This window comes from Nocardia abscessus, from assembly GCF_015477775.1.
GTDB lineage: Bacteria > Actinomycetota > Actinomycetes > Mycobacteriales > Mycobacteriaceae > Nocardia > Nocardia abscessus_A.
In genome coordinates this window covers 149,583-163,959 of record NZ_JADLQO010000005.1, presented here as the reverse complement: position 1 = coordinate 163,959, position 14,377 = coordinate 149,583, and the positions used below count along the sequence as shown (strand labels likewise).

The 14,377-nt window shown below is 68.8% G+C and carries 11 protein-coding genes; 5 read left to right on the top strand and 6 right to left on the bottom strand.

The window, feature by feature from the left end:
• Positions 1-74 precede the first annotated feature (74 nt).
• Positions 75-1,505 (bottom strand): type VII secretion-associated protein, encoded by a 1,431-nt coding sequence (locus IU450_RS15850; RefSeq protein WP_195150555.1) that lies wholly within the window; start codon positions 1,503-1,505, stop codon positions 75-77.
• Entirely contained in the window at positions 1,505-5,539 is a 4,035-nt protein-coding gene (eccCa, locus tag IU450_RS15845; RefSeq protein ID WP_195150554.1) for a type VII secretion protein EccCa, read from the bottom strand. The genes IU450_RS15850 and eccCa overlap by 1 nt, the downstream gene beginning before the upstream one ends.
• 170 nt (positions 5,540-5,709) lie before the next feature.
• Between eccCa and eccD the strand changes: the two genes are divergently transcribed.
• Both eccD and mycP read left to right on the top strand, forming a co-directional pair.
• The gene (gene eccD / locus IU450_RS15840) at positions 5,710-7,176 is read left to right on the top strand and encodes a type VII secretion integral membrane protein EccD (RefSeq protein WP_195150553.1); all 1,467 of its coding nucleotides are present in this window, start codon (positions 5,710-5,712) and stop codon (positions 7,174-7,176) included.
• Positions 7,177-7,324: 148 nt separating this feature from the next.
• Positions 7,325-8,665 (top strand): type VII secretion-associated serine protease mycosin, encoded by a 1,341-nt coding sequence (mycP, locus tag IU450_RS15835; protein WP_324197691.1) that lies wholly within the window; start codon positions 7,325-7,327, stop codon positions 8,663-8,665.
• A 90-nt stretch (positions 8,666-8,755) separates the two neighbouring features.
• Here mycP and IU450_RS15830 read toward each other — a convergent pair whose 3' ends face one another.
• Complete coding sequence (locus IU450_RS15830) at positions 8,756-8,995, bottom strand: hypothetical protein (protein ID WP_195150551.1); 240 nt, start codon at positions 8,993-8,995, stop codon at positions 8,756-8,758.
• A 424-nt stretch (positions 8,996-9,419) separates the two neighbouring features.
• Between IU450_RS15830 and eccE the strand changes: the two genes are divergently transcribed.
• A complete protein-coding gene (gene eccE, locus IU450_RS15825) occupies positions 9,420-11,063 on the top strand; it encodes a type VII secretion protein EccE (RefSeq protein WP_195150550.1) in 1,644 nt (547 codons plus the stop codon).
• A gap of 3 nt (positions 11,064-11,066) precedes the next feature.
• Here the strand turns inward: eccE and IU450_RS15820 are convergent, their stop codons facing one another.
• The gene (locus IU450_RS15820) at positions 11,067-11,627 is read right to left on the bottom strand and encodes an NADPH-dependent FMN reductase (protein WP_195150549.1); all 561 of its coding nucleotides are present in this window, start codon (positions 11,625-11,627) and stop codon (positions 11,067-11,069) included.
• Positions 11,628-11,698: 71 nt separating this feature from the next.
• Between IU450_RS15820 and IU450_RS15815 the strand changes: the two genes are divergently transcribed.
• The gene (locus IU450_RS15815) at positions 11,699-12,022 is read left to right on the top strand and encodes a hypothetical protein (RefSeq protein WP_195150548.1); all 324 of its coding nucleotides are present in this window, start codon (positions 11,699-11,701) and stop codon (positions 12,020-12,022) included.
• A gap of 7 nt (positions 12,023-12,029) precedes the next feature.
• On the opposite strand, the gene IU450_RS15810 is transcribed toward IU450_RS15815, so the two are convergent.
• Together IU450_RS15810 and IU450_RS15805 are read right to left on the bottom strand one after the other, a co-directional pair.
• A complete protein-coding gene (locus IU450_RS15810) occupies positions 12,030-13,025 on the bottom strand; it encodes an NAD-dependent epimerase/dehydratase family protein (protein WP_195150547.1) in 996 nt (331 codons plus the stop codon).
• 5 nt (positions 13,026-13,030) lie between these two features.
• Positions 13,031-13,840, bottom strand: a complete 810-nt coding sequence (locus IU450_RS15805; protein ID WP_195150546.1) for an S-methyl-5'-thioadenosine phosphorylase — start codon at positions 13,838-13,840, stop codon at positions 13,031-13,033.
• A gap of 209 nt (positions 13,841-14,049) precedes the next feature.
• On the opposite strand from IU450_RS15805, the gene IU450_RS15800 reads away from it, so the two are divergent.
• Positions 14,050-14,373: a metal-sensitive transcriptional regulator gene (locus tag IU450_RS15800; protein ID WP_195150545.1), complete on the top strand. Its 324-nt coding sequence runs from the start codon at positions 14,050-14,052 to the stop codon at positions 14,371-14,373.
• The last annotated feature ends 4 nt before the right edge of the window (positions 14,374-14,377 follow it).

Here is a 14,377-nt window from a genome sequence, read left to right as displayed (position 1 = left end):
CGGTGCCTTCGGTGCCGGGGGCTCGAATCGTCTTATGCTCGAATGCTTTCCATGCGATATTGCCGCACGACAGGTCACGGGACGACGCGAACCGAGTCTCCGAAATTCGAGCACGGGGTTTCCAACTGGTCCCACCCGTCTCCCGCGTACTGACAACCGATGCTGACCTGGATCCCGTTCTCCAACAGAACATGCCACCGGACGGTTGATCCGTCGCCCGGGCGTTCCGAGTAGGCCAGGCCGGAGCGGCCCCCGAACTCGACGTCACGTTTCAGGTCGGTCAGCACCCCTGGGGCGCGTTGCGCGATCTGCGCCTCCAGCTTCGCGGCGACTTGTTCATAGCCGGTATTCGCCGCCAGCGACGACTGCATCACCGTAATCCGCTGTCGGGCACCGGCTTCGGGCACCAGATCGACACGGGCACGTGCGCCTTCGGGCGACGGAGCAACGCGCCAGCCGGGCGGAACCTGAAATCGGATGCGGCCGAAGGCTTCAGGTGCCGCCCCGATCGAGGTGACCGCCGGAGGAGTGGCGCTGGTCGACGCCGCCTCGGCGCCCGGCGCGATAGCCCCGTCATCTTCGCGGCCGGACAAGACGACCGCACCGACCATCGCCAGGGAGACGGCCACCACGGCCGCGACCGCGAAACCGGCTGTGCGAGAGCGCGGCTGACGCTGCGCCGCAGCGCGCTCTCGCAGCGGCTGCATCCATTCGGTGGGCGCTGTCGCGGCCGGCGATTCCGGTGAATCGCCCGGATCGAGCCGGCGGCCACGAACGAGATCGGCACCGGCGACCGGACGCAGCTCGACGACAGCGCCCGCGGCCTGCTCGATCGCGGACCGGAGAAGGTCGAGTTTCGCGGTGTCGGCGAGGCCGACCACCTGGGCAAGGTCGATCGGGCCGCCGTCGAGCAGCCGAGCCACAAGCGCGCGCAAGCCTGCGAACCCCGGTGATTCCGCGGCGATGTCATCGAGCGCGAGCGTGGGCTCGAGTTCGCAGGATTCGACATGCACGCCGCGATGGCTCCGGATGACAGCGGACGCGGTGGTGGTCAGCGTGCCGAACTCCAGCACCAGCGTGCGCCGACTGTGGCTGGTGCCTTCGTCCGACGCTACCGAGCGCACCGCGATCTGCTCGAACACGACCTTCTGCGTACAGTGGCGAGCGGCGTGTTCCAGCACATCGCGACGGTCGGCGCCCCATTCGGTGGGGCAGATCAAAGTCATCCGGGCACAGGGGGCCGGGATGCGCAGATTCTCCAGCACCTTCGCGAACACGGCCGCCATCGCGTCCACCACCGAGGGTGTACGGGGCGGCAAGGCAATGGCATCGGCGGGCACGAACTGGACCACCGAGCCGACCTGCATCCGCGGATTCAGCGGCTGCCCCACCACGAGATCGAAGCCGTTGCTGCCCAGGACGATCGAGGGCGGCACGTCCCAGTGTGTGTCGGCGCCCCGCGCCCAGATACGCGCCTCGGTGACGACGAGCTCGACCTCGGACATCAGGGCGACGGCAGCCAAGCCGTCTGCACCAGGCCCTCGGTGTTACGAGTGACGTAGGTGCCTCGGCCCGGGGGCATCGGGCTCGGACGCTTGGTGCCCATCAGGACACCCTCGTCCTTGCTGCAGCTCAGAATCAGGCCCGCGGAGCCCAGATCCCGCATCCTGGCCAGTGTGGCCTCGAACATCGCCCTGCTCGCGCCACCGGAACGCCGGGCGATGATCACGTGGAAGCCGAGATCGCGAGCGTGGGGCAGGTGCTCGAGCAGCGCCTGGACCGGGTTCCCCGCGGACGTGGCGACCAGGTCGTAATCGTCGATGATGATGTACAGCTCAGGCCCGCTCCACCACGAGCGATCCCGCAACTGCTGCGGAGTGACGTCGGGCCCCGGAGTGCGCTTGCTGACATAGGCGGCCAGGTCGTTCATGTTCTGGGTGAACTGGGGCGCCGTCGAGCCGTAACCGGCCAGGTACCCCTCCGGGACCAGGCCGAGCATGCTGCGCCGGTAGTCGCCGAGGATGAAGCGGGCTTGGTCGGGAGTGTTGGACGCGGCGATGCCCTCGATGAGCGAACGCAGCAGCGTCGTCTTTCCCGATTCGGTGTCGCCGATGATGATGAAGTGCGGGCTCTCCGCGAAGTCGATGTGCACCGGCGCCAGTTCGGACTCGTTGATGCCGAACGGGATGCGCAGGCACTTCGTGTTCGGGTCGACCTGCGACGGCCAATCCCCCGCCAGGTACAGCAACTGCTCGCGAGGAAGCCGCTCGGGCAGCATGCGGACCTGCGGTGCATGCCGGCCCGGCGTCAACCTGGCGATGGTGGCGACCGCGTCCGCCACGGCCCGGGTGAGGTCGGTGGGGTCGGCGCTGCCGTCGATGCGGGGCAGGCCGGTCAGCATGTGCAGGCACTCGGGCGTCATACCGCGGCCCGGCCGCCCCTGCGGCACCAGCGAGGCGAACTTGCGGCCCAGATCGGAATCCATCGGATCGCCCAGGCGCAGCTCGATCCTGGTGCCGATCTGATCCTTGAGTGCAGGCCGCGCCTCCGCCCAGCGATTCAGCGCGATGACCACGTGCACGCCGTAGGACAGACCCTGCACCGCGAGATTCATGATGATCTGCTCGAGCATCTCGAAGTCTTGGCGGATCGAGCTGAAACCGTCGATCACCAGGAACACGTCGCCGAACGGATCCTCGTGCGCACCGGCGGCGCCCGGGCTCGCGGCCGGGTCCATCGCGCGCAGCCTGCGGAAGTCCGCCATCGATTCGATGCCCAACTGGCGGAAGCGCGCCTCGCGCTGACGGACGATGGTGGTCATCTCGGCGATGGTGCGGCGGACCTGATCCTCGTCCAACCGGCTGGCCACCGAGCCGACGTGTGGCAGGCCCTGCAGGCTGGCCAGGGTGCCGCCACCGAAGTCGAGGCAGTAGAACTGCACCTGTTCGGCGGTGTGCGTCAACGACATCGCCATGATCAGGGTGCGCAGCGCGGTCGACTTGCCGGACTGCGGGCCGCCGACGATGGCGACATTGCCGCGGGCGCCGGACAGGTCGACGACCATCGGATCGCGACGCTGGTCGTAGGGCCGGTCGACGATGCCGATCGGGGCACGCAGCGTGGACACCGCGGAGTACTCGCCGGTGAGGATGGAGCGCGGGAGGAGCTGGTCGAGCGTGGGCGCCTCGTCCAGCGGCGGCAACCAGATCTCGTGCGCCGGGCGGCCGTGCCCGCGGATCCGGGAGACCAACATGGTCACGTTGGACAGCTGCTCGCCGTCCTCGTCCTGGTGTTCCTGCTCCAGGCTCGGTTCCGGTGGCAGCGGAACGCGGTCCGCGGCCCGGAAGTCCACGTGTGTCGCGGTGAACGGCCGGGCCTTGACGTCGATCTCGCCGGACTGCGTGGCCACGATCATGTCCCGCTGCGATCCCCCACCGACATACGGGCCGGAGACATAGGAAGCCTGGAAGCGCTGGATCTCACCGGAGTCCGCCTTCAGGTAGCCGCCACCGGGGTTGTTCGGCAGGTTGTAAGCGTCCGGCACACCGAGTACCTGACGCGATTCGTTGGCGGAGAACGTCTTCAGACCGATCCGGTAGGACAGGTGGCTCTCCAGGCCCTTGAGCTTGCCCTCCTCGAGCCGCTGCGAGGCGAGCAGCAGATGCACGTGCAGCGAGCGGCCGAGCCGGCCGATCATGACGAACAGCTCCGCGAAATCCGGATGCTGGGTGAGCAGTTCGGAGAACTCGTCCAGCACCACGAACAGCGCGGGCAGCGGATCCAGGTCGGCGCCCGCGGCCCTGGCCTTCTCGTATTCCGAGACGTTGGCGAAGTTGCCCGCGGCACGCAGCACCTCCTGACGGCGGTTCATCTCGCCGGCCAGCGCGTCCTTCATGCGGTCGACGAGGTCGGCCTCCTCCTCCAGGTTCGTGATGACGGCGGCGACATGCGGCACGCCGTCCAGGCCGAGGAAGGTCGCGCCGCCCTTGAAGTCGACCAGCACGAGGTTCAGCTGGTCGGGCGAGTGCGTGGCCAGCAGGCTGAGCACCAGGGTGCGCAGGAACTCCGATTTACCGGAACCGGTGGCGCCGATGCACAGACCGTGCGGGCCCATGCCGTTCTCGGCGGCCTCCTTGATGTCCAGTTCCACCGGAAGGCCGTCGGCGCCGACACCGAACGGGACGCGCAAGCGCTCCCGTCCGTAGCGCGGCCGCCAGGCGTGCTCCGGGTTGAAGGCGCCGATGTCACCCAGGCCCATCAGCTGCGCCCAGGTCGAGATCACCTCGGAGTCATCGGTTTCCACGTCGCTGCTGCGCTGTGTGGCTGCACGGTACGGCGCGAGCCTGCGCGCCACCTGCTGCGCCTGCTCGGGGCTGATCCGGTCGATGAGCGCGAAGCGCTCCTGATTGCCGGTGGCGCCGCGGCCGACGCACTCGCCGTTCTCGACGATCATCTTGATACCGCGGGACACCGCGAGGCGCGGCGCGTAGCCGCACAGATCGATGATGGTGACGCCCTCGTACCCGGATTCGCGCAGCTGATCGTCCTCGGCCTCGAGCAGGCCGCCGTCGACCACGAAGACGATGTGCACCATGTTCGCGTTGGCGGGCTGGTTGCGCGAGTAACGGACCCGGTTGCCCAGCAACGGGTGCAGCCCCGTCATGGCCTCCCGGATCGAGCCGTAGAACATGCGCTGGGTGCCGATGCCGTCCTGCGCGTCGGGGTGCTGCGTGTGCGGGAGCCACTTGGTCCACTCCCATTCCGCAGCGGTGTCCGGGCCGCAGACGACCGCGACCAGCACCTGGTCCGGCGCCTGGAACATGCACAGCTGCACCAGCATCGCGCGGGTCATGTCCCGCGCCTGGCCGCGGTCGCCGTCCAGCGCGATGGTGGCGAAGCCTTTGACCGCGATGGCGGTCGGCAAGTCCGGCACGGTCGAGTGCGCGCGCACGAAGCGGCGCAGCGAGACGGCGGCGATCGGCTCGAGTTCCTCGACCGGGCCGGTCTCCGGGGCGACCAGCCTGGTGGCCAGGCGCTGGCCGCCGAGACCGATGCGGGCGTGGCAGAAGTCCTTGTCCCCCGCGCGGCGCTCCCACATGCGGCTGGTGCCCGCGAGCATCCAGACCAGGCCGGGCTCCGGGTGGCTCCACTCGACGGAAGCGCGCTGCTGGCCCGCGGTCTCGTTGACGTCCTTACGAACCTGGTCGAGGTAACGCAGGTAGTCCTTGCGGTCCTCGTTGGCCTCCGCGGCCTTCTGCCCCTTGCCGCCGCCCTGACCGGCGAACATGCCGACCATGGAGAACAGCATCATGAGCGGGAACATCATGCTCATCGGATTGGAGGCGATACCGCCGCCCTGAGTGAACAGCAGGGCCATCATGCCGACCATGCCGATCACCATCACGACCGGCATCAACTTCATCACCAGGTTTCCCGGTGTGACCCGGGGGATTTCGGGTGGGGGCTGCAGCGTCACCTCGCCACCGGGCGTTCGAGGCATCTCGCGGCGCGCACGGCGCTGGAAGCGGACAGTGCTCATCGACGAGAATCCCCCTTCGGCCAGCTGTGATCCGGCCTCAGTGTAGAGGTCACAGCCGACATGTCGTACAGTTCGACCAGCATTCTGCTGCCCGGACCCTGGGTTCGCAAGCTCGCACTCGGCCCGCGAGGCTGCGGAATCACGAGGTAGAAGACCGAGTTGGGGGAAGCTTGACGCACGCGCGACTTGACCACATCGACGAAGAATCCTCGCGCGGGATCGTCCGCGCTCCCGACCTCGCCCGGGTGACGATTCTGGCCAAGCACACTCAGGTCGATATGGCCATACCGGTCGACGTGCCGGTCGCGCTGGTCATTCCGAGCGTGGTCGACATGGTTGCCCAGCACAGCCGCACCAACGACTTCGACAACGAGGGCGAGCGCTACGAGCCCGCGGAATGGGTGCTCGCCCGGATCGGCCATCCGCCGTTCTCCAACTCGCTCAGCCTCGGCGAGCACGGGGTCCGCGACGGTGAACTGCTGATGCTGGAAAGCGCTTCGCATACCGCGCCGACGCCGCTGTTCGACGACATCATGTACAACGTCGCGATCGCCGACACCGACCATTACCGCAGTTGGACACCGCGAGTCGCGCGGATCACCGGCTCGGTGCTCGCGGCGGTCACCATGATCGTCGGCTGCCTCGGCCTGCTGCTGTCCCCCGGCTCGCTGCCGATCGCGGTGGGCGGTTCGATCGCGCTGGTGGTCGCGATCCTGCTCGTCGTCACGGCGATGGTGCTGAGCAGGATGTACGGCGACACCGGCACCGCACTGGTCCTCGGTGGCTGCGCGCTGCCCGCCGCGTTCAGCGCGGGCATGCTCTTCGTGCCGGACCATTACGGCTGGGCGCACGTCCTGCTCGGATCGGTTCTGGCGGGCGCGACGGCGATCCTGGCCTGGCGGGTCACCGGCGTCGGTCTCGCGCTGTTCATCGGCGTGGCCACGCTCGCCGCCTACGCGGTGCCCGCCGCGCTGGTCGGCCTGCTCACCGGCCAGCCGGAGCGCGCGATCGGCGCCGGCGCGGCGGCGCTCGGGCTCGCCGGGCTCTCCCTCGCCCCGCGGATATCCATGCTGCTGGCGAAACTGCCGCTGCCGCCGGTCCCTTCGCCGGGCACCCCGATCGACCCGACCGAGGACGATCCGGACGATCACCGCGCGCTGCCGACCATGGAGGTGCTGCGGGTGAAGTCGGAACGCGCCCGCATGTATCTCGCCGGTCTGGTCGCGGCGACCACGCTGGTCACCGCCATCGGCGCGCTCGCGGCCACCGACCCGGCGTCCGACGACCCGTACTGGCCGGGCATCGCGCTCGCACTGGTCTGCGCCGCGGTGCTGATGTTCCGCAGCCGCACCTACGCCGGTGCGGAGCAGGCCGTCGTGCTCATCGCGGGCGGCGCGGCGATCGTGCTGATCATGCTGGTGGGCGCCGGTTTCGCGATGCACCAGCCGCTGGCCGTCTTCGGCGCGGCGATGGTCGCCCTGGTCGCGGCGCTGATCCTCGGCATCATCATCCCGAACCAGTCGGCCACCCCGCCGATGCGCCGCGGCGTCGAACTGCTCGAGTACACCTTCGTCGCCGCCGTGCTGCCGCTGGCCTTCTGGGTAGCGGATCTCTACTCACTCGTCCGCGGCCTGTGAGCTGGACTCGATGATCCCGAAATCTTTGGGCGGCACTTGTTTCCGTGTGGTTCGAACGGGAACGGCCGCGTGCGTTCTCGCGCTCAGCATATCGGTCGGATTCGGCGCGACCGCCGCAACCCCGCACGCGCACGCGGAGAAACCGACCGTGAGCCCGAATGCGGCGCCGCCGCCGGGCGATCCGGCCGCTCCACCGGACAAGACCGAGCGGGCGTCGAACACACCGTGCGTCAGCACCGGGTCCGGCGGCAACGGACCGTCCATCCCGGAGGCGCAACGCGCGCTCAACCTCGAACACGCCTGGCGATTCTCCCGGGGCGCGGGACAACTCGTGGCGGTGATCGACACCGGTGTCGCCCGGCATCCGCGACTGCCGGGCCTGATCGCGGGCGGCGACTACGTCAGTAATGGCGACGGAACCGAAGACTGCGATGCGCACGGGACATTGGTCGCGGGGCTGATAGCGGCGACCGAGGTCGACGGTCAGGGCTTCTCGGGGGTCGCTCCGGAAGCGCAGATACTCACCATCCGCCAGACCAGCAGGCTGTATCAGAAGGAGGGAGCGAACCGGGACAAGGGTCCCGACGCACTGCCCCAGGGGTACGGCACCACTCGCACGATGGCTTCGGCGATCCGTCGCGCGGCGGACATGGGCGCCACCGTCATCAATATTTCCGAAGTCGCATGCAGGCCGACTTCCGAACCCTTCGAAGACACCGATCTAGGCGCGGCGGTCCGGTATGCGGCGATCGAGAAGAACGTGGTCGTTGTGGTGGCGGCCGGCAACAGCGGCGCCAACGACTCCGACAGCTGCAAGGGCACCAATGCGGTAATCGATCCTCTCGACCCCGCGGCAGACCCATGGAGCAAGGTAGACCTGAATGTGTCGCCGGCCCGCTATGACGACTACGTGCTCGCAGTCGGTTCCGTCAACGGGAACGGGCAGCCGTCGACGTTCACAGTCCCCGGGCCATGGCTGGGCGTCGCGGCGCCCGGCGAGAACATCACTTCCCTCGATCCACTGTTCAACGATCCGAACAGCAGAGGAACCGCGGTCCAAGTCGGCAGCGTCAATCAACAGGGACGGCTCGGACCGATTCAAGGCACCAGTTTCGCCACACCGCTGGTATCGGGTGTAGCCGCCCTTGTACGAGCGCGTTTCCCGGAGTTGAGCGCGCTGGAGGTCATCAAACGGATTCAGGCCACCGCCCACGCCCCTGCGGAGGGATGGAGCCCTTACATCGGCTACGGCGCTGTCGATCCCGTTCAGGCGTTGACCGCAGAAGTAGGCCGTGCATTGCCGCCGAAGCGACCGTCTCCGGCCAAGAGTGTTCAACTCCCGATACCTGCGCCGACTCCGCCGCCGAACAATCGCGCCCGCGATGTCGCGCTGATCGGAAGTGGGGCCGTCACCTCACTGCTCGTCTTGGGAATGCTCGCATCGTTCCCCATCCGGCGCCGATTCGGCATCCACGGCGACGAGACGTAGCCGGCCGAGCGTGATCAGTGGCACATGGCTGCGCTATTTCGCGACAACAGATCTCCGCCATGTGCCACTGATCTTGAAACTCGGGCGGACCTACTGTCCCGGTGCGAGCTCCAATTTGTAGTACCCGTAGCCGTCTCCGACGCAGACCGCTTCCTTGTGGTACATCCGCCGGAAGCTGTCCTTGCCCGTCGTCATGCACTCCTTGTAAGTCATGCCGTGCTTGGTACGCATCGGTTGGGCGGCAGCGGTTCCCGCGGTCGACGCGGCGACGGTGCCGGCCACGATCGCGGCGGTGAACCCGATCGCCAATTTATACGCGGTGCGCTTCATCTTGGTGAATCCCCTCCATATCTGCGGCGAGAACTCCCTCTCGCCGACTCGGAGGGTACCGGAATCGGCACCGGCTACCAATCCGGGTACGTGCTGTTGTCCCCCTTCAATTTTTGTTTCTCCCAAGCCTTTTCACGAGGTGCCTATCCGGCGTCATAATGGGCCACCATCACGTCCTGCTGAGGCTTGTATCCGAGACTGGTGGCGGCTGTCCTGGACCAGCCGGGTTACGGGCCGCCGGCCGTTCGAGCGCTGCTTGCCGCACCCCGGTGACACCGCGCACGCCTGGATCCGACCGGCCGCGTACTCGCCTATTCCTCCCCCGAACGGTGCTCACGTTCGCCGAACGCAGTACAGTTCCCGGGGACTGTTGTTCAGCTCGGCCACGGTGGAGCGGCCGATATCGGGTACTTGGGGGACGACGATGGCGGAACCGGCCGGCGCGGGACCACGACCGTTGCTCGGGCGTATCTCGATGCAGAACTTGCTGGTCGCGCAGAGCATCGGGATGGTTGTCGGAGTCGTCGCGCTGTTCGCCGGTCTGCCGGGGCTTCCCGCGCTCGGCGTTGCGGTGGTCGTCGCGCTGATTCCGCTTGTTCCCGTCGCCAAACGCACTCTGCTGGACTGGATCGCGACCTGGTGGCGCTACTTCACCCGCCGGGACTACGAGATCGGTGAAACCGTCGACTTCCGCGGCACGGACGGACGTTCACTCGGCCTGTACTGGGACGGCAGCCGCGTGGTGACAGTGGTCGAGGTGCTGCCCCCGCCCGGCGGGCTGACCAGGATCGCTCGCACCACGGTGCACGCCTCGCACCTGCTTCCGCTGGCGGAACTGGCGAAATGCCTGAACCAGCACGACATTCTGCTCAGCGGCATCGACATCATCAGCCACGGGCATCGCAGCCGTTCCGGCACGCCCGCGGGCAAGATCTACGAATCGCTGCTCGGCCCGCTGCCCGCCACCGCCCACCGCACGGTGTGGCTGGCGATCAGCTTCGACGCGGTGGCATGCCCGGAGGCCACGGACCGCCGCGGCGGCGGGGCGGAAGGCGCCTCGCGGGCAGTCACCATCGCCACGCAGCGGATCATGCGCACGCTCGAGGACGCCGACTGCAACGCCCGTATCCTCACGGCGCCCGAGATCCGCAAGGCGGTCCTGCAGATCACCAGCGGCTACGACCCGCGCGCGCTCGAACACCGCTGGCGCTATGCCGAAATCGGCAACAGCGTGAACGTAGGCAGCGCCGTCGACCCCAAGCGGCTCGACTCCGATCTGCTCGCCCAGCTGTGGGTCGCTCCGTCCCGGGGCACCACCGTGGCCGTGCGCCTGCGCCCCGGCAATTCGGCCGAGTCGGTGAACATCGGCGCTGCCTGGCGGCTGACCGCCCGCGAGCTGCCGGAGCGCTCCGAGCTGCCGGGCATGGTCTCGATGAACGGCCGCCACCGCGACGGACTGCTGGCCCACCTGCCGATCGCGGTTCCCGGAGTGGACGACACCGTCCCGATGATCGAGCACCTGATCGACGTGGTCGACGATCTGCACCTGCCCTCCTCCGGCTGCGGACAGCTCATCGGATCGGACGACGAAGGCAACGGTGTCGCGGTCCGCATCGTCGGCGCGGGCATCTCGACGGTGTACGTCGCGGGTGAGCTGTACCTGGCGCAGCAGCTGGTGTTCCGCGCGCTCGCGGTCGGCGAACGGATTCTCATCCGCACCGACCGGGCGCGGGCATGGGAGAACTTGGTCACCACGATCGGAAATCCGGAGCGGCTGACCATCGCGGTCGAAACCCACCAGTCCGATGCGGGATTCACCGCCACCGTAGTGGACGGGGTGCTCGCCCCGGCCCCGCACGCGGGCGTCACCACCATCTACGCCACGGGCGATCCGATGGGCTGGCCCGCCAGCCGACCCGACCTGGCCATCCATCAACCGGGCGCGATCGGTAACCACGTGGTGCTGCGCACCGGCACGGCGCAGGTCGATCTGACGCTGGTGTCGATTCCCAGCGAGGCCACCTACATCGGCCAGCCGCGCGGCCGCCGCCCCGTGGCGACCCACTAGCGGCTAGCCGGGGTACGGATCCGCGGCCCGCGCGGCCCGCAAAGTGCGCGCCCACCAGGCTAATTGGTGCAACATCCGTTCCGCCGCATCGATAGCAGCCCCGTCGCGTGTGTCGCCGGTGTCATCGAATCGCTTCTTGGCCTGGTGAAAGCTGACTGTCTCACGGACGGAGACCATATGGATCTCGGCGACGACTTGGCGCAGCTGCTCCACTGCCCGCAGGCCACCGGAGAGGCCCCCATAGGAGACGAAAGCGATGGGCTTGGCGCGCCATTCGTGTTTCGCGGTGTCGAAAGCCGTCTTCAGCGACGCCGGGTAGCCGTGGTTGTACTCGGAGGTGACGACGACGAACGCGTCGGCATCCCGCAGTCGCCCGCGATAGGCCGCGGTCTCCTCGTTCTCGGTGAGCTCGACCGGCAACGGGGTGTACGCCAGATCGATGACGTCCGTGTCGAATTCGGGATGGGCGCGCACGGTACGCAGGAACCAGTCCGCGACCACCGGCGCGAACCGCTCCGGACGCACACTGGCCACGATGACCTCGAGCCGCAACGGGGTATCCACCGCGCGAGCCTAACTCCGGACCTGTCCACAACAGGGCACCGCCGCACACGGAAGCCGGACTGGAAGGTCAGGTGCTCGAGCTCACCGGCTCGCAGGCGTTGCGACCGGCGGAGCAGGTCGCGGTGTTGGCCGCGGTGCTGAACCGGCCGCTGGTGGCGCACGAACTCGGCGACGACGAGACCGAGGCCGAGCTCGCCGCCACCATGCCCCGGGAGTACGTCGACGCCTTCCCCAGCTTCTTCGTCGAGGGCAGGCTGGACGAGGCCGACGCTCTATCCGACCGTCGAGCAGGTGACCGGCCGATCGCCGCGCACTTTCGAGCAGGGGGCGAACACCCACGCCTGGGGGTTCGCGGCGACGCCGAGCTGAGCGGCCGCATCCGGCCGACGGGGTGACGACGGGTCAGTCGGCGGCCGCGAACTCGGCCAGTCCCTGCGCGGGTGCCACTGTGGCCGTGAAATCCAATGCGCGTCTCGCTCTTTCCGGGTCGGCGACGAAATGCCGGACGTCGCCGATCCGGTATCGGCCGGTCACCACCGGCGCGGGGCCGCCGCGGGCGCGCGCCATGATCGAGGCCACCTCCCACACCGTGATCGGCCGCCCCGAGGCGATGTTCAATGCGACGAAGCCGGGCAGCGCCCGTTCGACCGCCGCGACGGTGGCCGCGAGCGCGTCGCCGACGTGGACGAAATCCCGGACCTGTCCGCCATCTTCGAACACCTGCGGCGCGTGTCCCTGCGTCAGCTCGGCGCGCAGCCGCCCCACCAGTCCCGCGCGTGCTCCGGGGCCGTAGACGTTGTGCATGCGCAGCGCGGTGACCGCGCCGCCGGTCGCCAAGCCCCAGGCGAGCGCGTAGTGCTCCTGCGCGACTTTGCTCGCCGCGTAGGGGCCGCGCGGACGCAACGGCGCGTCCTCCCCGACCGGCTCCCAGGTCAGCACCTCGCCGGTGCGCGGAGCGCGATGGTCGAACATGCCGCGGTCGAGATCGGCTCTGCGACGCAAGGTGGGGAAGAACGGGCCGCTGTGCGCGCCGCGATAGCGGCCCTCGCCGTAGACGGCGATCGATGAGGCGAGCACCAGGCGGCCGACCCGGGCCTGCTCCATGGCTCCGAGCAGCACGGCGGTTCCGAGATCGTTGTGCGAGGCGAAGTCGGCGGCCTGCGCGCCCGCGGTGACGCCCGCGAAATGGCAGACCACGTCCACCCCGTCCAGCAGCGGGGCGAGCGCTTCGGCGTCGCGCACGTCGACTCGCGCGACCTCTTCCGGCGCTCGCACGTCCGGCCCGTGCACCTGGTCGAGCAGCAGATCCACCCCGGCCACTCGGTGCCCCGCGGCGGTCAGCGCCCGGGACAGATGCCCGCCGAGGAACCCGGCCGCGCCGGTGACCAGCACCCGCATCGGACTCAGGGCAGTTCGAACGGCAACGACACTCCCGCGTGGACGCGGCACCGGTCACACGTCTCGGTGCCGTCCACGGCGGCGACCGCGCGGCGGACGAGCTCCTTGAACGGCGCGAGATTGCGTTTGAACTCGGCGAAGACGTCGACGGCGTGCACTCCCTCGCCCTCCTCCAGCCCGGCGTCCAGATCGGTGACGAGAGCCACGGCGGCGTAACACATTTCGAGTTCGCGGGCGAGCACCGCCTCCGGGTGACCGGTCATGTTCACCAGTTCCCAGCCCTGCGCGGCGAACCACCGGCTCTCGGCGCGGGTGGAGAAGCGCGGTCCCTCGACCACGACCATGGTGGCCGCGTGCATCATGTGCAGCTCGTCGGACGCGGCCTTGATGGCGGCGGCGCGCAGTTCGTCGCAGTACGGATCGGCGAAGGACACGTGGATGCCGCCGCCGTCGAAGTAGGTCTGCGGGCGGCCGGAGGTCCGGTCGACCAGTTGATCCGGCACCGCGACCGTGCCCGGTCCCCAGTCCGCCCGCAGGCTGCCGACCGCGCAGGGCGCGAAGATCCGGCGCACGCCCAGCGAGCGCAGCGCCCACAGGTTGGCCCGGTAGGGCAGGGTGTGCGGTGCGAATTCGTGGTTCTTGCCGTGCCGCGGCAGGAACGCTACGGGCCTGCCCTCCACCTCTCCGACCGCGATGCCCGCACTGGGGGCGCCATAGGGGGTCTCGACCTCGACGGTGGTCGCCTCGTTGTCGAAGAAATCGTAGAAGCCGCTGCCGCCGATGACGGCGAGCGCGGGCCGGGGGTGCGAACTCATACCTCGATTGTCTCGTCCCGCCGCGTCGCTCGCGCGGCGGGATCGGCGTTACCCTGCTTCCATCCGGCGGCCAGGCCTGGTCACCGGCCGGGCCGCCTGGCAGGCTGGGCGGGCACAGCGCCGCTCGACCTGACAAGCCGGGCCGCACACTGTACCCTAGGGGGGTATTGATCCGCACTTCCGGACCGGCAGGCAGCGAGGAGACATCGGTGGCAGCTTCCCCCCACGACCCCACGGCGGCCGACCACGCGACGCACGGCTACATCACCGCCAAGGACGACTACCTCAAGCGGCTGCGCCGCATCGAGGGCCAAGCGCGCGGTCTGCAGCGGATGGTCGAGGAGGAGAAGTACTGCATCGACATCCTCACCCAGGTGTCCGCCATGACCAAAGCCCTGCAAGCGGTGGCGATGGGCCTGCTGGAGGACCACATCAGCCACTGCGTGGTCGACGCGGCCGTCGCGGGCGGCCCGGAGGCCGAAGCCAAGATCAAGGAAGCCACCGACGCCATCGCCCGCCTGGTCCGATCCTGACGGT

Excerpts from the sequence above, each read along its gene's own strand:
- IU450_RS15850 (WP_195150555.1), bottom strand. The coding sequence starts at position 1,505 with ATGTCCGAGGTCGAGCTCGTCGTCACCGAGGCGCGTATCTGGGCGCGG.
- eccCa (WP_195150554.1), bottom strand. The coding sequence starts at position 5,539 with ATGAGCACTGTCCGCTTCCAGCGCCGTGCGCGCCGCGAGATGCCTCGA.
- IU450_RS15830 (WP_195150551.1), bottom strand. The coding sequence starts at position 8,995 with ATGAAGCGCACCGCGTATAAATTGGCGATCGGGTTCACCGCCGCGATC.
- eccE (WP_195150550.1), top strand. The coding sequence starts at position 9,420 with ATGGCGGAACCGGCCGGCGCGGGACCACGACCGTTGCTCGGGCGTATC.
- IU450_RS15810 (WP_195150547.1), bottom strand. The coding sequence starts at position 13,025 with ATGCGGGTGCTGGTCACCGGCGCGGCCGGGTTCCTCGGCGGGCATCTG.
- IU450_RS15805 (WP_195150546.1), bottom strand. The coding sequence starts at position 13,840 with ATGAGTTCGCACCCCCGGCCCGCGCTCGCCGTCATCGGCGGCAGCGGC.